Origin of the sequence: Propionimicrobium sp. BV2F7, assembly GCF_000510445.1 — a bacterium.
Classification (GTDB): Bacteria; Actinomycetota; Actinomycetes; order Propionibacteriales; family Propionibacteriaceae; genus Propionimicrobium; species Propionimicrobium lymphophilum.
Genome location: NZ_AZIS01000005.1, coordinates 483,565 through 504,294, shown reverse-complemented (window position 1 = coordinate 504,294; position 20,730 = coordinate 483,565). Strand labels below are relative to the sequence as shown.

The following is a 20,730-nucleotide window of genomic DNA, read 5'->3' as shown; positions in this document are numbered from 1 at the left end:
GCTCCTCGTGTTAGCAGGAATATTCATTATATAGTCCAAAAATCCGGCTAAACTTACGGTGTGACTGATTCGAACATTTCCGAGCCCCTAACCGCTCGTTCGCTAGAATACGCGGAAAACTACGTGCCGCTCTCCGAAGAAGTGGCGCAAGCCCGCAATAACGCGGTGAAGGCGGGCACGCCTGTACCAAGCAAGGGCGTTCTAGCCTTCCTTACATTCATCGCGAAGACGATCAAGGCAGAGAATGTTGTAGAGATCGGGACGGGCACCGGCGTCTCCGGCCTATCTCTTCTGCAAGGCATGACTGGCGAGGTCGTGTTGACCAGCATCGACAGCCAGACCGAATGGCAGGCACAGGCACGCAAGACTTTCCGCGATGCGGGATACGCCTCACACCACTTCAGGCTGATCGCCGGCATTGCAATGGAGGTTCTCGACAATCTCCGCGACGGCGCATACGACATCGTGTTCGTTAACGGTGACGAGCTCGAGTACGGCGAATATGTTGCTCAGGCACAGCGTTTGCTACGCACCGGCGGCGTTCTCGTGCTGCATGATGCGCTTTGGAACGACCTGGTTGCTAACCCCAAGGATGATTCCGACGAAGCCTTAATCATCCGCGAGGCACTGCAGGCGATTCTCGACGAGGAATCCCTCACCCCCACGATGCTGCCGCTCGGCAACGGCCTGGTTGCGGCCCTTAAAAATTAGTCGAATATAAAAGAATCTCCCGCTTAAAAAGCGGGAGATTCTTTGCTTTGATGCCTTAGATCGGCTTGACGATGGTGTTCTTCGGAACAACCGTGATGCCGCCCTCGGAGACGGTGAACCCACGCGCCAGGTCGGCTTCCTTATCGACGCCAACGCTGACTCCGTCAGGAATCACTACGTTCTTGTCGAGGATCACGTGATTAAGGGTGCAATCCTTACCGATCTGAGCGCGATCCATGATCACGCAGCGGTCCAGGTTAGCGCCGGCTTCGACGCGCACTCCTGGGCTCAGCACCGAATGGTCGACGTCGCCGCCGGAGATGACGCAACCGCTTGTAACGATCGAGCTCTCAGCGGTGCCATGCAGGGTGAATTTGGCACCCGGCGCCTGAACCTGGTTGGTCCAGATCGGCCATTCGTTGTTGTACAGGTTGAACTCCGGCTCGACGGAGATGAGATCCATGTGCGAATCGAAGAAAGCGTCGATCGTGCCTACGTCACGCCAGTAATTGCGGTCGTTTTCGGTGGAGCCCGGAACCCTGTTCTGCGTGAAGTCGTAGACGCCACAGGACTGGGCGTCGACAAAGGTCGGAATGATGTTCCCACCCATATCGTGCTTGGAATCTGGATCCTGACTGTCGGCTTCCAGAACCTCCACGAAAGCCTTGCGGCTGAAGATGTAGTTACCCATGGAGGCGAAGCTTTCGTCCGGGCTATCCGGCAGGCCAGGCGGATCGGCCGGTTTTTCGAGGAATTCATGGATTTTGCCGTCAGGACCCGCATCGATGATGCCAAAAGCGGAGGCTTCCTTCCGCGGTACACGGATAGCAGCCACGGTGGCATCCATCCCTGAATCGATGTGCGCCTGAAGCATCTGGCTGACATCCATCCGGTAGATGTTGTCCGCGCCGAAGACCACGACATAATCCGGGTCCTCATCGTTGATCAGGTTCATCGACTGGTAGATAGCGTCAGCGCTTCCCTCATACCAGTGTTTTCCGCGACGCTGCTGAGCAGGAACGGGGGTGATGTAGCTGCCGAGGAGCGTCGACATACGCCAGGTGATCGAGATGTGCCTGTCGAGCGAGTGCGATTTGTACTGGGTTAGAACGGCAACCTTCGTCAAGTTGGAGTTCACCAAGTTAGAAAGCACGAAATCAATAAGACGATAGGTGCCGCCGAACGGGACGGCTGGTTTTGCACGCTCTCCTGTGAGCGGCATTAACCTTTTTCCTTCGCCACCTGCAAGGACTAATGACAATACTTTAGGTGAGGCCATGGTTTGAACTTACCTGTTCGCAGGCAACCTTTTGTCGAATATGCAATAAGTTGCCTATTCAGATGCACGGCTTGAAGATGACCCACGGCAACAGAAGCCATTTTTGGTAGTTCAAGACCGCAAAAGCCCTAAATGTGCGACTATCTGGTTATGCGCGTTTCAATTCTTACCCGTGAATATCCCCCGTACATTTATGGTGGCGCCGGCGTCCACGTTGGTCAGCTCGTCCCCAAACTTGCCAAGCTCATCGATGTTGATGTTCAGTGCATGGGCGAAGACCGTCCCGGAGCGACCGCCCACCAGGAAAACTTTCCGCCGGACGCGAACTCGTCCCTGCGTGTCTTCGGCGCCGATTTATCCATGGTCGATGCGCTTCCCGACATTGACCTGGTGCACTCGCACACCTGGTATGCAAACCTGGCCGGCCATCTTGGCGGCCTGTACAAGTCGGTTCCGCACGTCGTTACTGCCCACTCGCTCGAACCGCTGCGCCCGTGGAAGCGCGAGCAGCTGGCAGGCGGTTACGAGTTGTCCAGTTGGGCGGAGCGCACTGCTTACGAAGGCGCTTCCGCGGTGATTGGCGTCTCCAATGCGATGCGCAACGATATTTTGGAGGCCTACCCTCAGCTCGATCCGGATAAGGTGCACGTGGTTCTCAACGGCATCGACACCGAAGAGTTCTACCCGGAAACTGCGCACGATTACTGCGACAAGATCGGCATGGACATCAACCGCCCGTCTGTCGCTTTCGTTGGCCGCATTACCCGCCAGAAGGGCCTGGTCCACCTGGTTAACGCAGCGCAGAAGTTCGCAGAAGGAACCCAGATCGTGCTGCTGGCCAGCTCACCGGACACCCCGGAGATCGCTCAGGAGTTCTCCGACAGTCTCGATGAGTTGCGCAAGATTAAGGGTGACGACGTCATCTGGGTCAAGGACATGGCACCGCGCGATGGCGTCCGCCAGGTAATCAGCCATGCAACGGTTTTCGGCTGCCCCTCAATCTACGAACCGCTGGGCATCGTGAACCTCGAGGCAATGGCGGCAGAGACCGCCGTCGTCGCTTCGGCTGTTGGCGGCATCCCCGAGGTCGTCGTGGACGGCGAAACCGGTCTGCTCGTCCCCTATGACCCGAAGCAGGCAGACGACCCGGCATATATCGAGAAGTTCGAGTCGACTTTTGCCCAGAAGGTAAATCAGCTAGTTACCGACGAGGCTACCGCAGCGAAATTCGGCAAGGCAGGCAGGCGACGTTGCATCGACGAATTCAGCTGGATGAAGATCGCCGAGCAGACGGTGGAGGTCTACAAGAAGGCGATCGAGCGTTACGAGTCCAAGTAAAAGACCTTTCCTAGACAAAGTAAGGCGGCCACACGCAACGTGTGGCCGCCTTACTTTTCAAGCTATTTAACGATGCCGTCCAGGCATTTCTTTAGCTCGGCTGCTTCTTCCTCGTTGATCTCAACGACCAAACGACCGCCCCCGTCGACTGGAAGACGCATGACAAGGCCCTTGCCTTCTTTTACCACTTCCATCGGGCCATCTCCGGTACGCGGTTTCATTGCTGCCATAGCACCCTCACACTTCTTGAAAAATACGGTTCAGCATTTGTCGGGTTAAACACTCTAGACGTCGCTGAATTATTACTTCCATTATCGTGGATGGGGCCAAATCTTGGGCAAAAACGCACATAATGTTAGCCGACATTAGGTAACCGGAGGACCGTCTTAGGGGATATCGTTTTCTACTTGTTCGAATTTCGCATCGTCGAGCTGCTTCCCCAACAACTGATCCGTCAGCCGGTCCAGTAGCTCGTCTACCTGATGAGGGCTATATCCGCGCACAACGACGTCGAAAGAGACGTTATTTAGGTCATCGGAGGTCAGCTCCCTCGCAGGCAAATCCAGCCTTGGCGTTTGGTCTATAAGCGGCGCCTGGCCACCCAGCTTGCCGCTGGAAACCGCAAGCGCTACCGCCAAAACACCAAGAATTATTACGGCAAATAGCCAAGCCATATATGTCCCCTAATCCGTGATTTCGCCACTAGTGACAAATTCCACAGTCTCTTCGATGTCGTCAGTCAGCTTGAACAGATGCATGTCAGGTTCGCTTATGTAGCCATTGGTTAGGATGTTCTTCTCCATCCAGTCCACGAGGCCCGACCAGTAGTCTGTGCCGAACAGCACGATCGGGAAATGCCCGGTTTTGCCGGTCTGAACCAAGGTCAGCGCCTCGAACAGCTCGTCCATTGTGCCGAAGCCACCGGGCATGACGACGAAGCCTTGGGCGTACTTCAGGAACATCATTTTCCTGGCGAAGAAGTAACGGAAGTTGATGCCCAAGTTCACGTATTCGTTTAAGGAAGACTCAAAGGGCAGTTCGATTCCAAGCCCGATAGAGACTCCGTCTGCTTTGGAGGCTCCCTTGTTCACTGCCTCCATTATGCCTGGACCGCCACCTGTGATTACCGCGTAGCCATTCTGGGCGAGACGCTTGCCGATCTCTAGGGCGTCCTCGTAGTGCTTGCTGCCCGGCTTGCTGCGTGCCGAGCCAAATATGCTGATGGCGTCGCCAACATCGGCTAGAGTTCCGAATCCTTCGACAAATTCGGCTTGGATTCGCAGCACACGCCAGGGGTCGGAGTGTAACCAGTCGTGATCACTTTGGGTCTGTAGCAGACGCTGCTCAGTTGTGGTCGCCTGTACTTGTGAGCCACGTCGGATCACCGGCCCCTGGGCTACAGAATCACCGCTGGGCACCGGAGCGTTATCGAAACTCTCGATAGTCTCATCAAATTTCTCATTCATATCGGTATCCATTCTGCCAAATACTGCAATCGAGCTGCTTTCGAAGTCGTTAATGGACGGTGAATTTAATTAGACATTCTTTCTTCCACTATGCATATCGATCTTCCGAACCCCTCGACCGCTTACCTGTCTGGACGAGTCGGCTAAAGTTCAATGCATGGCTTCTTTTCGCACGACCCTCACGGATCTTTCATGAGCAAAACCAAAGATCTGTCTATAGCTGCCACCTCCATCGTGGTGCTCGCAGCTCTGGTGGCGACGGTCGCGAGCTTTTTCGCCGGCCGCGGCGATGCCAGGCCAGAAAAACCCGCCCAGGGATGCCAAGTCAGCGTCGAGGAACACAGCGCCTATCTCGACTACGATCAGGCCCAGAATGCGGCGATTATCGTGGGAGAATCGATCCGCAGGGGCTTGCCAGCGCGAGCCGCGACCATCGCGTTAACCACCGCGATGCAAGAATCCATGCTCAGAAACCTTGACTACGGAGACCTTGACTCCATTGGTTTATTCCAGCAGCGTCCGTCACAGGGCTGGGGAACGCAAGAGCAGATCATGGACCCTTGGTACTCCGCGGGGGCTTTTTATGACCACCTAGTTACCGTTCCCGATTGGCAAAATGGGGACATCAACGACGTCGCCCAGGAAGTCCAACGTTCCAATCATCCGAACGAATATCGCAAGCACGAGCCGGACGCTAGGGCGTGGGCAAGTGCGCTAGCTGGCTTTAGCCCAGCAGCAATCAGCTGCGTAGATCAGCAGGAAAATCCTGCAGACCCAACTAAATTGACGGATTTCTTCACTCGCGTTTGGGCAGATGCGCTGCTGGTAGCCCAGGATGGCTCAACAATTACGGTGCAAGCCGGAAGCAAATCCACCACTTGGGCGGTTGCTCAGCTTTCACAGATGCTCGGGCAGCAAGCCGGACTCGTCGCTGCCTCAACGAACGACCACCACTGGACGATGTCGCCAGATAGCTATCAGCAATGGCAATCCTCAGAAACGCCGAGTCCCGAGGAGAGTTCCTGGCGAGCGACTCTATTGCTCAGATCCGCTGAAGCTAACTAAGGCGCTCGCAAGCGGCTTCGATTCGATCATCAAGGGCGGTCAAGCTGATTCTCACGTGCGTCGGATCGGGCTCATTGTAAAAGTCCCCTGGCGCGGTCAGGATGCCGCGCTGGGCCAGCCAATCGACAGTTTCTCTAGTTGGGATTCCCCTCGTCGCCCACAGATAAAGCGAGCCCTCAGAATGATCTATCTGGAAACCCGCGTTCTGTAACGCCTCGGAAAGCTTGTTTCGCCTTCGAATGTAGCGATCGCGCTGGATGCTAACATGTTCGTCGTCATCGAGGGCGGCCGCCATGGCCTCCTGGACAGGACCGGCAACCATTGCCCCCGCGTGCTTTCGAATGGCCAGAAGTTCCTTAATTATCCGCGGGCAACCAGCAACGAAACCGGCTCGGTAACCAGCCATATTCGAGCGCTTAGAAAGCGAGAAGCAGGCGAGCAGGTTGGCAAGAGAGCCACCGTTTATCTCTGGGTCTAGAAGACTGAATGGCTTGGCGTCCCAGGCAAACTCGCCATAGCACTCGTCGCTGACCAACAAAGCGCCAGTTTCCCGAGCGTACGCCACCCAACGCCTCAGCAAATCAGCCGAAGTGATCGCGCCATGCGGATTTGCCGGAGTGTTCAGCCAAATTAGTGACGGGGCCTCAGACAAGTTATCGGGGTCGTCGCAACGAACGACCTCAGCTTTCGCCAGCAACGCCCCGACCTCATAGGTCGGATAGGCAATTTCGGGAATAACGACGGTCTGACCGGGCTGAACACCCGCCTGAATCGGCAACCATGCAACAAGTTCCTTAGTGCCCATTACGGGAAGCACATTGACCTCGGTCAGCGGAACGGAATTCCACCGGCGGCTCAGATAACCGGTTATGGCCTCCTGCAGCCGTGGAGTGCCCTGCACCGTCGGGTAACCGTGCCAGCGAGCACCCGCGTCAGCAAGCGCGTCCAAAACCACCTGGGGAACAGGGTCGGCGGGAGTACCAATGGAAAGATCGACGATCCCATACGGATGAGATTGTGCTTTCGCCTTAGCAGCAGACAGCGTATCCCAAGGAAATTGCGGCAGGGTTTCAGACAGCAACATGTTTCTCCTAGCTATAGAGCCTTGAGTATATTGCTCGAAATAAAAATACGGGACGCCGAAGCGTCCCGTATCTCAAAAAGTTGTTGCTCTAGGCCTGTGGCGGTAGTGCTGCCACTCGGGGCTCGTCGTAATCCTGGGGGCCCTCAGAGGAAGCGCCGCCCGGCGAACCGAGCTGGTCGAAGAAGCTGGCGTTGATGTCAGCCCACTCCTCCATGTCTTCCGGTAGATCGTCCTCGTAGTAAATGGCCTCGGTCGGGCAGACAGGCTCGCAGGCGCCGCAGTCTACGCACTCGTCCGGGTGGATGTATAGGGTGCGCTCGCCCTCGTAGATGCAATCGACGGGACATTCTTCAACGCATGCGCGGTCCTTAACGTCCACGCACGGCAATCCGATTACGTAGGTCATATTGATACTCCGCTATCTAGTCGTAAAAGATATCTTTATTGGTTCAGTGTATCCCTGCACAAGCGTTAACCGAACGATCATTTTGCTAAGCATATCCTCACGAAACCCCGGAGTCTTCACGCGCGTTGCCGCCAACTCGACGGGGTACCCTCTCATTGAAAACGAAATCTGGGTAGGCTTTAGGCATGGCAAACACCAGAACTGAAAAAGATTCTATGGGCACAATCGAGGTGCCCGCTAACCACTACTGGGGCGCCCAGACGCAGCGCAGCATCCAGAACTTCAACATCGGACGTCCAACGTTCGTTTGGAACCGACCCATGATCAAGGCATTGGGCATCCTCAAGAAGTCGGCTGCCCTTGCCAACGGCGAGCTAGGCGAGCTTCCCGAGGAAATCTCGAAGCTGGTCGCTCAGGCCGCAGACGAGGTCATCGCAGGCAAGCTCGACGAAGAGTTCCCGCTGGTGGTTTTCCAGACCGGTTCGGGCACTCAGTCCAACATGAACACCAACGAGGTGATCAGCAACCGCGCCATCGAGATCGCCGGCGGCGAGATGGGCACCAAGTCTCCGGTTCACCCCAACGACCACGTGAACCGCGGCCAGAGCTCCAATGACACCTTCCCGACCGCCATGCACATCGCGGTAGTTAACCAGCTGAACGAGAAGCTGCTGCCCGACGTTAAGCAGCTTCGCGACACGTTGGACAAGAAGGCTAAGGAATTCGCCGACGTCGTGATGGTCGGCCGCACCCACCTGCAGGACGCTACCCCGATCATGCTCGGTCAGGTAATCAGCAGCTGGGTTGCTCAGATCGACTTCGCCCTCGACGGCATCCGTTACGCTGACTCCCGCGCCCGTGAGCTCGCCATCGGCGGAACCGCAGTCGGCACCGGCCTGAACGCCCACCCGGAGTTCGGCGCGCTTTGCGCTAAGAAGATCAGCGAGGAGACCGGCCTGGAGTTCAAGCAGGCGGACAACCTGTTCGCTTCGCTTTCTGCCCACGACGCGCTGGTTCAGGTTTCGTCCTCGCTGCGCACCCTCGCAGACGCGCTGATGAAGATCGCCAACGACGTTCGTTGGTACGCCTCCGGCCCGCGCAACGGCTTCGGCGAGCTGATCATTCCTGAGAACGAGCCGGGCAGCTCCATCATGCCGGGTAAGGTCAACCCGACCCAGTGCGAGGCCATGACCATGGTCGCCACCAAGGTCTTCGGCAACGACGCAACAGTCGGCTTCGCCGGTTCGCAGGGCAACTTCCAGCTCAACGTCTACAAGCCGGTCATGGCTTGGTGCGTGCTGGAATCCATCCAGTTGCTGGGCGACACCTGCGTTTCCTTCGACGAGCACTGCGCCTACGGCATTGAGCCCAACCGCGAGAAGATTCAGGCCAACCTGAATTCCAACCTCATGCAGGTCACCGCGCTGAACCGTCACATCGGTTACGACAAGGCTGCAGCGATCGCTAAGAACGCGCACAAGAAGGGCCTCACCCTTAAGGAATCGGCTCTGGAGTCCGGCTTCCTGACTGAGGAAGAGTACGACAAGTGGGTTGTCCCCGCTGACATGACTCATCCCAGCCCCGCTGAGGACTAGTCGATAAATCATTTGAATGGTGGCCGCGACACGTTCGCGGTCACCATTTTCTTTACCTAAATCACCTGATCATTACGACAACTAACGGCCACCGCGTGATTTTCCGACGCCTTGGGGCCAAAGTAGGGTTATGACACAGCTCTACCCAGGTATGACACCGGCCGCCAGCGTCGGCGGCGCCGACAAAGTTTTAGACCACGACGAAGAACGCGACTTCATTGAAGCCCAGCTCGCTGATTTCGACGTCGACGGCAAGCGCCTCACAATAGTCATTCCAGATGGCACCCGTCACGCTCCCGTAGCCAGGATCCTTGGATTTGTCAGAGACGCGCTTAAAGATCGTCCGAAGGACGTTCGGGTAGTGATCGCCGCTGGCACGCACGCGGCTATGGATGACGACGCTATTGCGTCTTTGACTGGTTGTGAGCCGGGCAAGTTCTCGGAGACCTACCCCGGATGGCAGATCTTCAACCACGAGTGGTGGGACGAGAACACCTTCGCGAACTTGGGCACCATCGATCGCAAAGAAATTGGCGAGCTCTCCGGCGGCCGCCTCACCGACAGAGACATGCACGTCATCGTAAACAAGATGGTGGTCGACACGGATGTGAACTTAGTCATCGGGCCGGTTCTCCCCCACGAGGTCGTGGGCATTTCGGGCGGCAATAAGTACTTTTTCCCCGGACTGTCCGGCCACGACGTGATCGACATGTCCCATTGGGTCGGAGCTTTGATCACCTGTTACGAAATGATCGGCTCGTTCGGGGTCACGCCCGTGCGAAAGATGATCGATGCTGCGGCAGACATGATTCCCGCGCCCAAGTATCTGATCGGAATGATCGTCAAACCAGGAACTCTGGATAACCAATTCTTGAGCTTCGGAGACTCGAAGACGGCCTGGGAAGCCTGCGCAGAGGTATCTCAGAAGGTGCACATCAAGTGGTGCGACAAACCATACAATTTAATCGTCTCGATGATGCCCGAAATGTATGAAGACTTCTGGACGGCCGCTAAAGGCTTCTACAAACTCGAGCCCGTCTGCGCCGATGGCGGCAAAGTGATTCTCTACGCGCCACACATCTGCAGCGTCGCAGACATGCACCCGGGGCTACGCAAGATTGGCTATCACAACCGTGATTACTTCGTGAAGCAGTGGGACAAGTTTAGGGATCATCCTTGGGGCGAGCTTGCGCACTCTACGCACGTCACGGGATTAGGCACGTATGACCCCGAGACGGGCGAGGAGGAAAACCGCATAACCTGCGCTTTCGCATCCAAGATTCCTCCGGAGGAATGCGCCATCTACAACAAGGAATACGTGGATCCGGATTCACTCGATTTCGACGAGCTAGAGAAGGACCCGGATGTCCTAATCGTGCACAACGCCGGGGAGCTGCTGCATAGGCTAAAGGATCCATCACAAATCAGCGGAGATCCAGAACTGTACAAGTAGTTCTCGAGTTCTTGAGGGGAGGGCCTTCGCGGCCCTCCCCTAGTTTTTAGCCTAAGTTTCACAGCGTCAAGTATTCTGGCTGCGTCCCAATAGTTTTTAGGAGCAAAATGCTTTCCACCGATCGTCTTGAAGCCTTCGCAGCGGCATTCTCGGCGCTGAGTTCCATTCAACTGGAGCCTGCTAGCGACGAGATTTTCGAAGCGGTGACGGCGATACTCGACGAGTGGCCGCTACCTCGCGAGGCAGGCGCCAAACTATCAGACGATCAAGACTGCGAAAATCAGTTGACTAAAAATGGAATGCAGCTTACGGATTTGGGGCTTAACCAGCTTCAGGCGTCATCAGACAGCGTCGAGACTTACGACCAGCGCTTTCATGACCAAGACCTGCTCTACGGCATTTCGTCCACTTCTAAAGTGCCACCGTTCGAGTCGGTGCACCGCAGCCCCGATGGCCTTGTTTTCGATCTAGAAACGTTGGCCGTCCGCGAGTGTTACCGCAAGCTTGACCTCGAGGCTCCGAAGCTAAACTCAGAGCCGGACGACCACATAGGTCTGGAAATCAACTTCCTGATGACCGCTTGCCTGCGCGCACACCAAGCCTTGACCAGTGGAGACCAGCAGGAAGCCACCCGCCTGACGTGGATAGCCGCTGATTTCACGCGAGACCACCTGCTGCAGTGGGCGCCTCAGATGTTGGCCGAGGCGACGCAGGCTGCCCAAACACACTGGGTCAAAGGCATGGAACTTCTGACGCTCGGCACCATACTTTTGTGGGCTAGAGCTCTTCTTTCCTGTGGAGCACTATCCAATGACGGGTGCTGCTGCCACGATAAACCGCAGACCTTGACCTCGCTCTCAGATACAACTGAAACCGACGAGACCGTGATCAAGCTCAACCTGCCGCAAGACGCGCCAGCCGACGAACAGGCACCCCTCCGCAGGCTGAGCATTCTGCCGACGAGCAAGACGCTAGAAAAAGCGCTGGTATCTGCAAAGGAATTAGTCAGCTAATTAAGGCCAGCCTAAGCAAAACCTTTTCAATATTTGCCTGCGTTATTGCAGATATTTTTCGCATTTCTGGAAGTGGCGTTTTTTAACCTTTTTACTGGCAGAAATCTACGCTTCCAGTTAAGAGAATTAGCGAAAATAGTTATTGACAATTCGTAAGCGAGGATGACCATGAGCAGTAAGTTGCCGAGTCGCCGTTCCTTTTTGAAGTGGTCTGCCGCAGCAGGCGCTGCCACCGGTCTAGTAGCGTGCTCGAAACAGCCGAGCCCCTACTCCCATCCCAGCGATGAACTAGTGCCAAACGGAACCGGCAGGGTCGACGTAGACCGCACGGTTTGGAACGCTTGCCTGGTTAACTGCCAGTCGAGATGTGCGCTTCGCCTTCAGGTTAAGGACGGAAAAGTCGTTCGGGTATTGCCTGACAACACAGGCGGCAACGAACTCAACAATCTCCGCAACATTGCGTGCGTCCGTGGCCGCAACCAGAGAGAGCGCATCTACTCCCCCGACAGGATTAAGCACCCGATGAAACGCGCGGGAAAGCGTGGCGAGGATAAATGGGTGCAGATCTCTTGGGAAGAGGCGTTCGACACCATCGCTTCCGAACTGAAGAGGGTCAAAGAGACATACGGCAACGAAGCTATTTGGTATCACTACGGGACAGGATCCACCGGCGGAAATATCACTAAGCGTGGCACCTGGCCCAGGCTTTTGAACTGCTTCGGTGGTTTCCTCGGACAATACGGCGATTACTCTACGGCTCAGATCACTGCCGCTTTCCCCTATTTCTATGGGGAATGGACGCCTTCGAACTCGTTCGAGGACGCCAAAAACACCAAATTGCAGGTTATGTTCGGAAACAACCCACTCGAGACCAGAATGTCTGGTGGTGGGGAAACGGGCGTCGTCACAAAGGTTCGCAAAGACCACGGCATCCGAACCATCGTCATCGATCCACGATATTCAGAAACTGCGTTAACGATCGCTGACGAATGGATCGCACTTCGTCCTGGCACCGATGCAGCATTAATCGCAGGCATGATCTACGCCATGCTTGAGGAAAACTTGCAAGACCAAGAATTCCTCGACAAATACTGCGTCGGATTCGACGAACACACGATGCCCGAAGGCGTCCCTGCGAACAACTCCTACCGCGCCTACCTTGAAGGTAAAGGCCCCGATGGCATCGCGAAGACCCCGGAATGGGCAGCTAAGATTTGTGGCGTCCCTGCGCAGAAGATCCGTCAGTTGGCTCGCGAAATTGCCACCACGAAACCCGTCGCTATTACTCAAGGATGGGGGCTACAGCGTTCAGCTAACGGTGAAAACGCGTCTCGCGCTGTCTTCCTGCTTGCGTGCGTCACGGGAAATCCTGGCATACATGGCGGCGGAAACGGGGCGCGAGAAGGAAACTCCCAGGCAAAAATCGCCAAGTTTCCCTTGCAAGAGGGCAAAGAACCACCCGTCAAAACTCAGATCTCTTGTTTCAATTGGATCGACGCCATCGATCACGGCGAGCAAATGACGGCGACTAAAGACGGGGTCCGCGGCAAAGACAAGCTTGACGTCGGAATCAAACTGATGGTCGTTAACGCGTCGAACTGCTTGACGAATCAGCACAACGACTTGAATCAGACCTACACGACACTTTCGGACACATCGAAGGCTGAGTTTATTCTCGTTGTTGATCACCAGCACACTGACAGCGTCAAATGGGCTGACATGGTGCTCCCCTCGACGACTAACTTCGAGGAGCAGGATTTAATTCCTGGAATGTCTTGCGGCGATATGGGATGGGCCATCTGGGCAGATAAGGCAATCGAACCTCTATACGACTGCAAGACGGGCTACGAGATGTGCACGGAAATCGCTAAGCGACTGGGAATCGAGGAAGAGTTCACCCAGGGCCGCACGCAAGAGGACTGGCGCATGTGGCTGTGGGAGGAATCGAAAAAGAAGGAACCTACGCTTCCCGAACCTGAAGAATTCCGAAAGGTCGGCATGTGGAGGCGACACACGGATGTTCCGTTCGTCTCCATGAAGGATTTTAGGGAGGATCCGGAAGCTAATCCGCTAAAGACGCCGTCAGGAAAAATTGAAATCTTTTCTAACCGGCTTTGGGAAATGTCTAAAACCTGGGAGTTCGATGGCACACTTGGCCAAAGATTAACTGCCCTTCCTGAGCACATTGAGACTTGGGAGGGCCCTGGCCAAGCCAAAGAAAACGAAAAGTATCCTTTGCAGCTGATCGGACACCATTACAAGGGACGGACGCACTCTTCTTACGCCAATCTGCCGAAATCTAAAGAGGCGCACCCGCAGCGAGTGTGGATTAACCCGATCGACGCCAAGGCGCGGGGCATCGAGAACGACGACATGGTGGACGTCTTCAACGATCGTGGACGAATGCGCATTCCTGCTCAGGTAACGACACGTATTGTCCCTGGCGTCATTTCCGTTCCTCAGGGGGCTTGGTATGAACCCGACAAGGATGGTATTGACCGAGGCGGAAGCGTAAACCTGTTAACCAAATACCGCCCTTCCCCACTTGCAAAGGGCAACCCGGCAAACACTGCGCTCGCTCAAGTTGAAAAGAGTAAAGGCAAATAGACTGATTGCGGCATTTACCACATCAGATAGGCGTTTAGTCCCAGACTAGACTTCTTATTACTACTCGAGGGGAACGGGAATGCCCAAGCAGCACAGCAACCGCGGTGAACAGCGCGGGTCGAAAGATGCTGGCGCGCGCAAGCATTCCCGAGACCTCGGCAGGGACGGCATCACTCGCATGGTGGACCGCGATCGAGCCCTGCGTGCGCGTGGCTTGGGCGGTGCTGAAGAAGAAAAGACCTCGTCCGCAACGTTGCGCGAGGACGAGGTCTTGCCTTATCTGATAGCCCGAATTCGGGGCCAGTAGGGTTAGCTTCTAGCTGACTACTTGCACTTTTCGTTCTCGTAGTCGGTCATCTTCTGGACTCGCCTGGAGTGACGCTCCTCGTCGCTGAACTTGGTGGTCAAGAAGGTCTTGACGATTTCTAGCGCCAATTCGTTAGACACGAATCGTCCACCCAGCGAAATGACGTTGGCGTTGTTATGCTCTCGGGCCAGCTCTGCAAGTTCGACGCAGTCTGCGAGAGCAGCACGGCAGCCCTTAACCTTGTTGGCCGCGATCTGCTCGCCGTTGCCCGAACCACCAAGGACGACACCCAGTGCGCCATCGCCAAACTCGGCAACCGTTGCCTCTGCAGTGGGGATGATGTAGTCGGGGTAGTCGTCTTGAGCATCGTACTCGGCCGGCCCGTGGTCGATTACCTCGTAGCCTTCCTCACGCAGCTTCTCGACCAGGTAATTCTTCATTTCGAAGGCGGCATGGTCGGTTCCAATGTGTACACGCATGACTAGATCCTTTCAGACCCATCGGGTCGAATTCGTCGATACTAAATTTTACTGGTTTTATCGTTTCCCGCCCTCGATGAGTTTTATTAACTCTTCCTCGTTGAGGATGGGGATTCCCAGCTTTTCCGCTTTGTCGGCTTTGGAGCCAGCGTTAGCTCCTACGACGACGTAATCGGTCTTCTTACTCACTGACGAAGTTGCCTTTCCGCCGTGGCCGACGATGGCCTCCTTAACGCTATCGCGAGTGAAGTTCTCGAGGCTACCAGTGACAACAATGCTCAGCCCCTCGAGGGTCTGTGGGTCGTTCGTCGAGGTCTCCTCAGCCATTCTTACACCAGCCGCAGACCATTTCTCTATGATCTCGCGGTGCCAGTCAACCTCGAACCAGCTCTTCAGCGATTCCGCGATTATCTCGCCTACGCCTTCGACCTCAACCAACTCGCTGATGCTAGCCTTGCGAATTGCGTCCATAGACCCGAATTGGGCAGCGATGGCTTGAGCAGCAGTCGGCCCCACGTGCCTGATGGAAAGCGCGACCAGCACTCGCCACAGCGGCTTGTCCTTGGCCTCTTGCAGGTTTTCCAGCAGGCTCTGCCCGTTCTTGCCGAGCACAAACGACGTGACTGCCTTGCCGTCGGCGTCCTTCGATCCTTCCTTGCGAAGGAAGAAATCGCATTTAGTCAGATCATCCTCGGTTAGATCGAAAAGCTCCGCCTCGTTTTTAATCACCTCAGCGTCGATGAGCGCGCGAGCAGCCTTCTCCCCCAGCGCTTCGATGTCCAAGGCACCCCTGGATGCCAGGCCAAAAAGTCTCTCCACGAGCTGCGCTGGGCACGTCTGCGAATTGGGACAACGGATGTCCTTGTCGGATTCCTTCTCCGGGCGCAGCTTCGTGCCGCACGACGGGCAGTCCTCAGGCATCTCGAATTCAGTCTCGCTGCCGTCGCGCAGCGACTCGACCGGGCCAACCACCTCTGGAATGACGTCACCGGCCTTTCGCAATACGACTGTGTCGCCGATGAGTAGCCCTTTCCGCACCACCTCGAAAGCGTTGTGCAGTGTGGCCCTCTCGACCGTTGAGCCAGCAACCCGCACAGGTTCCATAACCGCGAAAGGAGTCACTCGCCCGGTTCGTCCTACCTGCACATCGATGTCCAGAAGCTTCGTATTCACCTCTTCGGGCGGAAACTTATATGCGACCGCCCACCTGGGCACTCGACTGGTGTAGCCGAGACGGCCCTGCTGAGCCAGATCGTTCACCTTGACGACGATTCCATCGATCTCATGGCTCAGATCGTGGCGGTGCTCACCAAAATGACGCACGTATTTGAGCACCTCGTCGACGGACGAAACCACCTTGTTCTCTTCGGCTATCGGCAAGCCCCAGCCGGCAAGCAGCCCATACGCTTCGCTTTGCCTGCTGGGACGCTGCTCGGAAAACTCTCCGATGCCGTGCGTGAGCATCGTCAGCGGCCTGGATGCCGTAACCTTCGGATCTTTTTGCCTCAGAGATCCTGCGGCAGCGTTGCGCGGATTAGCAAAGATGTGCAGCTTAGCCGGCTTGCGCTTCGCCTTGCCCTCGGGCAACGCCCGATATTCCCTCTCGTTTTGCTCATTAATCTCGGCGCGCTTCTCGTTCAATTCATTGAATTCCTTGACCCCAAGGAATACTTCGCCCCGGACCTCGAGCACCTCGGGCCAATCGTGGCCCTCCAGGTTTTGCGGGATGATGGGGATGGTGCGGACATTGGCAGTGATTTCCTCGCCGACGACGCCGTCGCCTCGCGTGGCGGCCGAAACCAGAACTCCATCTCGATATACGAGGTCAACTGAAAGACCATCGATCTTTAGCTCGCAAAGCCACTCGATGCTTTCCCCTGCAAGAGCAGCCTGGGTTTTCGAGATCCAGTCCTTAAGCTCGTCGACGCTGAAGACGTCCTCCAGCGAATAGAGCCTCTGTAGATGTTCTACGGGCGCAAACGGCGTCTCTGCTTGAGGCTGACCTACCCGCTGAGTCGGGCTGTCAGGGGTTCGAAGGCTAGGGAACTTATCTTCTAGGTCGACCAGCTCGGAAAAGAGCTCGTCGTAGCGTGCGTCGGACAGGATCGGATCGTCCTTGCCGTAATAGCTATCTTGGGCGCGCTCAATGATGTCGACTAGCTCTGTCCACCTGCGCGAATCAGCGGAAGATGGATCCGACAAAGAATCGGATTCGATACGTAAATCAGCCACAACTTAATTGTGCCATTGGATGACTAATCGGCAGATTAGAATTCCCCGCGCTTGGGTCGCCACTCGGATTTGCTCCGGGCTGCGTTGTAAGCAGCGATTATCTGCTGTTTTGTGAGTTCTTCGGGGCGGTTAACCAGCCATTCGGCCAGACCATCATCTGCCATAACCTCGACCGCATACGGTTGCTGATCGACCGTTAGTTTGCGGTCGTTAACGGGGACAATCACGCCCATGACGTCCAGGTCCCAGCGCATATTGCTCGAAATTTCTTCGGCGCATCGAAGAGCATTTTCACGGGCCTGTGGAACATAAGGCGCATCCTTGCCGTCTACGAGAAAGTTATCGCCCGCGACGTACAGCCTCGACCCCGGATGTGTCTTTGCGCTGAGCAGATAGATACCACCAGGCCCGACCACCCAATGATCTAGCACCGGTTTATCGTCCTCGTAACGCACGGCCTGGACGAATCCCCACCTTGGGTCAAGCTCGGAAAGTCGCAGGAGTTCGCCTGCCACGGCGTCGCCAGGATCCACTAGCCCCCTGCGAGCGGAGTTGTCGATGCCGTCCAGCAGACGGTCGAGCAGCGCCCTAACAGGAGCGCCTCGCCTGGCCTTTCGAAGGTTACGGAGCTGTTCCTCGGTCAGTTCAGGCACCTCTAACGAGCGCCTGCTGGGTTCCACGAGGGCACGCCTGGCTGCTGCATAAGGCTGAGGGGAATCTTCTTGGGAAATCAACAACGCCCTGCGGGGAGCAGGCTGTTCGCGATACGCTTCAGAATCCGCGAACCGTTCGGCACGCTTGACCCGTCCGCTTGTCATTCATTTCCCCTAACGGAATATTCGTGTAAAACCCGATTGATTTGAATCTCACTATAGCGGTTATTAGATGTGATAATCGCATTAATGATGCTCGGCGATGTACCCGCTGGCTAGGAAATTTTTCCCTTAGGCTAAAATTAAACGTTGCTTGCATAACCAATTGCGGCTGCTCGACTTCTTAAACCAACGTCGAGTTCGGCTATTTAGTAAGGCGCGTGAGTCCGTTTGAGGTTATTCGCTGGACAGTACAAAACTTCAGGAAGCATGGCATGAGCATAGAAAACATTACTCGAGCACAGGCTCAAGAACGATCTAAGCAGATCGCTACAAAGTCGTACGAAGTCGTAGTCGACCTGAGTGGGCGCTACCCTGATGGCAGCCAGCTCGAATCCCCCGATACCACTTTCGTCCAGACCACCACTGCTAGGTTCTCTAGCACCGGCGAGCCGACTTGGATCGACGTCATCGGCGAGCGCGTCCTCTCGGCGTATCTGGATTCGGAGCCGATCGACGTTTCTTCTTACCAGGGCAGCCGTCTCGAGTTCTCTCCCAGCAAGGGAGACCACGAGCTGACGGTAACTTCCCTAATGCGCTATTCACGTACCGGTGAGGGCCTGCACCGCTTCGTCGACCCGACCGACGGCAAGATCAGTTTGTACTCACAGTTTGAGAGCGCGGACGCTCGACGCATGTACGCAACTTTCGAGCAGCCCGATTTGAAGGCAACCTTCCAGCTGACTCTTATCGCCCCTGCCCATTGGGTGGCCATTTCGAACTCCCCGACCCCGCAGCCGGAGATCTTTGACGGTGATATGGCCAAGTGGACGTTCTCGCCCACCCCGCCCATCTCGACCTACCTGACTGCCCTGGTTGCTGGCGAATACCACGTCGAACAGGGCACCATTAAATCGATTAAGGGCGACATCCCGGCGGCCGTCGTTTGCCGCCCGTCGATGGCGCAATACCTGGACGCCGATCGCATCCGCGAGGCTGCACAGCGTGGCTTCGAGGTTTACGAAGAGGCCTTCGGACGCGAATACGCCTTCGAGAAGTACGACCAGATTTTCGTTCCCGAGTTCAACTTCGGCGCGATGGAGAACGTCGGTTGCGTCACTTTCCGCGACCAGTACCTGTTCCGCTCAAAGGTTAGTGTTGACCGCTACGACGCCCGCGACAATACGATTCTGCATGAGTTGGCTCACATGTGGTTTGGCGACCTGGTGACCATGAAGTGGTGGAACGACATTTGGCTAAACGAGAGCTTCGCCGAGTGGTCTGCCTACTTCTGTCAAGGCGAAATCGCAAAGAAATACGGCGGCCGCAACCCGTGGGTCACCTTCGCCAACGCCCGCAAGGCATGGGCCTATCGCGCAGATCAGTTGCCCAGCACCCACCCCATCGCCAACGAGATGGTGGATCTGGACGCCGTAGACCAGAACTTCGACGGCATCACCTACGCAAAGGGCGCAAGCGTCCTCAAGCAGCTAGTCAGCTTGGTCGGCGAGGATAACTTCCTGAGCGGTGTGCGTGAATACTTCGAGGAGCACGCCTGGGGCAACACCGAGTTCGACGATCTGCTGAGCGCGCTCGAGAAAGCCAGCGGTAAAGACCTGAGCGGTTTCACCAGCGATTGGCTGCAAACCGCAGGCGTCAACACCATCTACCCCAAGCTCGACCTCGACGATGACGGCACCATCACTAACTTCGAGGTGATCCAGAAGGCTCCGAAAAAGCACGACACGCTGCGCAACCACAAGATCGCGATTGGTCTTTACGAGCTGACGGAGGACGGCAAGCTCGTCGCAACCGAAAGCATGCCTGTGGACGTGCACGGTTCCAGCACCCCGATCGCCGCTCTGGTCGGCCGCAAGGCTCCTGACCTAGTGCTGCTGAACGATCGCGACCTGGGCTACGTGAAGGTACGCCTCGACGAGGCCAGCATGGCAACCGCATCGAAGCACCTGAAAGACATGCCGGATCCGATGGCCCGCGTAATGGTTTGGACCGCCATGAACAATGCTCTTCGCGATGCCGAGCTGCCCTCGAAGGAATTCTTAAATATCGTTCTTCAGGGTCTTGCCGGCGAGGATGACGACTCCGCGATTCGCAACGAGCTAGCTCAGCTATCCGTTGCGGCTAGCAGTTACTCTCACCCGGACAACAGGGCTAACCGCAAGGCAACGCTCGTGGCTGGCCTGACCGAACACTTGATGCACGCGCAGCCCGGTTCGGACAGCCAGTTGGCGTTCGCGGACGCTCTGGTCAACGCGATCGGGTCTCCCGCAGGTGCCGACCTGCTCCAGGGGTGGCTGAAGGGCGAGGACGTCCCAGAGGGTCTGCCCATCGATTCGGATCGACGTTGGCTGATCATCAAGTCTCTGGCACGCATCGGCGTCGCCGACGAGACACTGATCGCCAAGGAGCTTGAGGCAGACAACACGATCTCTGGCGCACAATCTGCCGCCGGAGCCCGCGCTTGCCTCAAGGACGCAGCAGCTAAGGCTGACGCCTGGGCACAGCTGACCGAGGTCGAGGATCTGCCTAACCACACCTACACCGAGATTTCGGAGAACTTCTGGAATTACGGCCAGGAGGACATCACCGCGCCGTACGCAGACAAGTACCTCGAAATTCTCGAGCAGATGTGCCAGCCCGATTCCATCTGGGCGCGCCGCGGACACGTTATTCGCACCACCGCGCTTAGCAATTTGTGGCCCTACACCATAGCGGACGAGGCCTGGCTCGATAGGGTGCAAGCCTTCATCGCCAGCCACAAGGTTCCAGATGAGGCCATGCGAGCGCTCAGCGAAGAAATCTCGTTGAGCAAGCGCGCGATCAAGGCACAGCAGCTAGACGCCGAGAACGCTTAAGTTTTTG

The 20,730-nt window shown here is 56.3% G+C and carries 18 protein-coding genes; 9 read left to right on the top strand and 9 right to left on the bottom strand.

The window, feature by feature from the left end; all coding sequences use genetic code 11:
- Positions 1 to 60: 60 nt before the first annotated feature.
- Positions 61 to 711, top strand: a complete 651-nt coding sequence (locus HMPREF1255_RS08725; RefSeq protein WP_024111324.1) for an O-methyltransferase — start codon at positions 61 to 63, stop codon at positions 709 to 711.
- A 55-nt stretch (positions 712 to 766) separates the two neighbouring features.
- Here the strand turns inward: HMPREF1255_RS08725 and glgC are convergent, their stop codons facing one another.
- Positions 767 to 1,990, bottom strand: a complete 1,224-nt coding sequence (glgC, locus tag HMPREF1255_RS08720; protein WP_024111429.1) for a glucose-1-phosphate adenylyltransferase — start codon at positions 1,988 to 1,990, stop codon at positions 767 to 769.
- Positions 1,991 to 2,140: 150 nt separating this feature from the next.
- On the opposite strand from glgC, the gene glgA reads away from it, so the two are divergent.
- Complete coding sequence (glgA, locus tag HMPREF1255_RS08715; protein WP_036917798.1) at positions 2,141 to 3,328, top strand: glycogen synthase; 1,188 nt, start codon at positions 2,141 to 2,143, stop codon at positions 3,326 to 3,328.
- A 62-nt stretch (positions 3,329 to 3,390) separates the two neighbouring features.
- Here glgA and HMPREF1255_RS09695 read toward each other — a convergent pair whose 3' ends face one another.
- From HMPREF1255_RS09695 to HMPREF1255_RS08705, 3 genes are all read right to left on the bottom strand, one after another.
- Positions 3,391 to 3,558, bottom strand: a complete 168-nt coding sequence (locus HMPREF1255_RS09695; protein ID WP_016456512.1) for a DUF3117 domain-containing protein — start codon at positions 3,556 to 3,558, stop codon at positions 3,391 to 3,393.
- Positions 3,559 to 3,714: 156 nt separating this feature from the next.
- A complete protein-coding gene (locus HMPREF1255_RS08710; RefSeq protein WP_024111282.1) occupies positions 3,715 to 4,002 on the bottom strand; it encodes a DivIVA domain-containing protein in 288 nt (95 codons plus the stop codon).
- 9 nt (positions 4,003 to 4,011) lie between these two features.
- A complete protein-coding gene (locus HMPREF1255_RS08705; RefSeq protein ID WP_016456514.1) occupies positions 4,012 to 4,794 on the bottom strand; it encodes a TIGR00730 family Rossman fold protein in 783 nt (260 codons plus the stop codon).
- A gap of 192 nt (positions 4,795 to 4,986) precedes the next feature.
- On the opposite strand from HMPREF1255_RS08705, the gene HMPREF1255_RS10220 reads away from it, so the two are divergent.
- The gene (locus tag HMPREF1255_RS10220; RefSeq protein ID WP_036917559.1) at positions 4,987 to 5,859 is read left to right on the top strand and encodes a hypothetical protein; all 873 of its coding nucleotides are present in this window, start codon (positions 4,987 to 4,989) and stop codon (positions 5,857 to 5,859) included.
- Here HMPREF1255_RS10220 and dapC read toward each other — a convergent pair.
- Entirely contained in the window at positions 5,852 to 6,958 is a 1,107-nt protein-coding gene (dapC, locus tag HMPREF1255_RS08695) for a succinyldiaminopimelate transaminase (protein ID WP_197016998.1), read from the bottom strand. The genes HMPREF1255_RS10220 and dapC overlap by 8 nt on opposite strands.
- A gap of 73 nt (positions 6,959 to 7,031) precedes the next feature.
- Positions 7,032 to 7,349 carry a ferredoxin gene (gene fdxA, locus HMPREF1255_RS08690; protein ID WP_016456517.1) on the bottom strand — a complete coding sequence of 106 codons (318 nt, stop codon included), beginning with the start codon at positions 7,347 to 7,349 and terminating at the stop codon, positions 7,032 to 7,034.
- Between the two features lie 185 nt (positions 7,350 to 7,534).
- Here fdxA and fumC point away from each other — a divergent pair, with 185 nt between their 5' ends.
- The 5 genes from fumC to HMPREF1255_RS08665 all read left to right on the top strand — a co-directional run bounded on the left by fumC (position 7,535) and on the right by HMPREF1255_RS08665 (position 14,324).
- The gene (gene fumC, locus HMPREF1255_RS08685) at positions 7,535 to 8,944 is read left to right on the top strand and encodes a class II fumarate hydratase (protein WP_024111450.1); all 1,410 of its coding nucleotides are present in this window, start codon (positions 7,535 to 7,537) and stop codon (positions 8,942 to 8,944) included.
- A gap of 130 nt (positions 8,945 to 9,074) precedes the next feature.
- Positions 9,075 to 10,397, top strand: coding sequence for a lactate racemase domain-containing protein (locus HMPREF1255_RS08680; protein ID WP_036917556.1), 1,323 nt, complete (start codon positions 9,075 to 9,077; stop codon positions 10,395 to 10,397).
- Between the two features lie 107 nt (positions 10,398 to 10,504).
- Complete coding sequence (locus HMPREF1255_RS09500) at positions 10,505 to 11,410, top strand: molecular chaperone (RefSeq protein ID WP_016456520.1); 906 nt, start codon at positions 10,505 to 10,507, stop codon at positions 11,408 to 11,410.
- Between the two features lie 168 nt (positions 11,411 to 11,578).
- Entirely contained in the window at positions 11,579 to 14,017 is a 2,439-nt protein-coding gene (locus tag HMPREF1255_RS08670; RefSeq protein ID WP_197016993.1) for a DMSO/selenate family reductase complex A subunit, read from the top strand.
- Between the two features lie 79 nt (positions 14,018 to 14,096).
- Positions 14,097 to 14,324 (top strand): hypothetical protein, encoded by a 228-nt coding sequence (locus HMPREF1255_RS08665; RefSeq protein WP_024111452.1) that lies wholly within the window; start codon positions 14,097 to 14,099, stop codon positions 14,322 to 14,324.
- 17 nt (positions 14,325 to 14,341) lie between these two features.
- Here HMPREF1255_RS08665 and HMPREF1255_RS08660 read toward each other — a convergent pair whose 3' ends face one another.
- The 3 genes from HMPREF1255_RS08660 to HMPREF1255_RS08650 are packed head-to-tail and all read right to left on the bottom strand — an operon-like array spanning position 14,342 to position 17,853.
- Complete coding sequence (locus HMPREF1255_RS08660; RefSeq protein ID WP_024111479.1) at positions 14,342 to 14,803, bottom strand: ribose-5-phosphate isomerase; 462 nt, start codon at positions 14,801 to 14,803, stop codon at positions 14,342 to 14,344.
- Positions 14,804 to 14,860: 57 nt separating this feature from the next.
- Positions 14,861 to 17,035: an NAD-dependent DNA ligase LigA gene (ligA, locus tag HMPREF1255_RS08655; RefSeq protein ID WP_024111552.1), complete on the bottom strand. Its 2,175-nt coding sequence runs from the start codon at positions 17,033 to 17,035 to the stop codon at positions 14,861 to 14,863.
- A 35-nt stretch (positions 17,036 to 17,070) separates the two neighbouring features.
- Positions 17,071 to 17,853: an NERD domain-containing protein gene (locus HMPREF1255_RS08650; RefSeq protein WP_016456526.1), complete on the bottom strand. Its 783-nt coding sequence runs from the start codon at positions 17,851 to 17,853 to the stop codon at positions 17,071 to 17,073.
- 269 nt (positions 17,854 to 18,122) lie between these two features.
- On the opposite strand from HMPREF1255_RS08650, the gene pepN reads away from it, so the two are divergent.
- Positions 18,123 to 20,723, top strand: coding sequence for an aminopeptidase N (gene pepN, locus HMPREF1255_RS08645; protein WP_024111455.1), 2,601 nt, complete (start codon positions 18,123 to 18,125; stop codon positions 20,721 to 20,723).
- The last annotated feature ends 7 nt before the right edge of the window (positions 20,724 to 20,730 follow it).

What these genes read in the sequence shown, in the direction of transcription:
- glgC (WP_024111429.1), bottom strand. Translation starts at nt 1,990, where the DNA reads ATGGCCTCACCTAAAGTATTGTCATTAGTCCTTGCAGGTGGCGAAGGA.
- glgA (WP_036917798.1), top strand. Translation starts at nt 2,141, where the DNA reads ATGCGCGTTTCAATTCTTACCCGTGAATATCCCCCGTACATTTATGGT.
- HMPREF1255_RS09695 (WP_016456512.1), bottom strand. Translation starts at nt 3,558, where the DNA reads ATGGCAGCAATGAAACCGCGTACCGGAGATGGCCCGATGGAAGTGGTA.
- HMPREF1255_RS08710 (WP_024111282.1), bottom strand. Translation starts at nt 4,002, where the DNA reads ATGGCTTGGCTATTTGCCGTAATAATTCTTGGTGTTTTGGCGGTAGCG.
- HMPREF1255_RS08705 (WP_016456514.1), bottom strand. Translation starts at nt 4,794, where the DNA reads ATGAATGAGAAATTTGATGAGACTATCGAGAGTTTCGATAACGCTCCG.
- HMPREF1255_RS10220 (WP_036917559.1), top strand. Translation starts at nt 4,987, where the DNA reads ATGAGCAAAACCAAAGATCTGTCTATAGCTGCCACCTCCATCGTGGTG.
- fdxA (WP_016456517.1), bottom strand. Translation starts at nt 7,349, where the DNA reads ATGACCTACGTAATCGGATTGCCGTGCGTGGACGTTAAGGACCGCGCA.
- fumC (WP_024111450.1), top strand. Translation starts at nt 7,535, where the DNA reads ATGGCAAACACCAGAACTGAAAAAGATTCTATGGGCACAATCGAGGTG.
- HMPREF1255_RS08680 (WP_036917556.1), top strand. Translation starts at nt 9,075, where the DNA reads ATGACACAGCTCTACCCAGGTATGACACCGGCCGCCAGCGTCGGCGGC.
- HMPREF1255_RS09500 (WP_016456520.1), top strand. Translation starts at nt 10,505, where the DNA reads ATGCTTTCCACCGATCGTCTTGAAGCCTTCGCAGCGGCATTCTCGGCG.
- HMPREF1255_RS08670 (WP_197016993.1), top strand. Translation starts at nt 11,579, where the DNA reads ATGAGCAGTAAGTTGCCGAGTCGCCGTTCCTTTTTGAAGTGGTCTGCC.
- HMPREF1255_RS08665 (WP_024111452.1), top strand. Translation starts at nt 14,097, where the DNA reads ATGCCCAAGCAGCACAGCAACCGCGGTGAACAGCGCGGGTCGAAAGAT.
- HMPREF1255_RS08660 (WP_024111479.1), bottom strand. Translation starts at nt 14,803, where the DNA reads ATGCGTGTACACATTGGAACCGACCATGCCGCCTTCGAAATGAAGAAT.
- HMPREF1255_RS08650 (WP_016456526.1), bottom strand. Translation starts at nt 17,853, where the DNA reads ATGACAAGCGGACGGGTCAAGCGTGCCGAACGGTTCGCGGATTCTGAA.
- pepN (WP_024111455.1), top strand. Translation starts at nt 18,123, where the DNA reads ATGAGCATAGAAAACATTACTCGAGCACAGGCTCAAGAACGATCTAAG.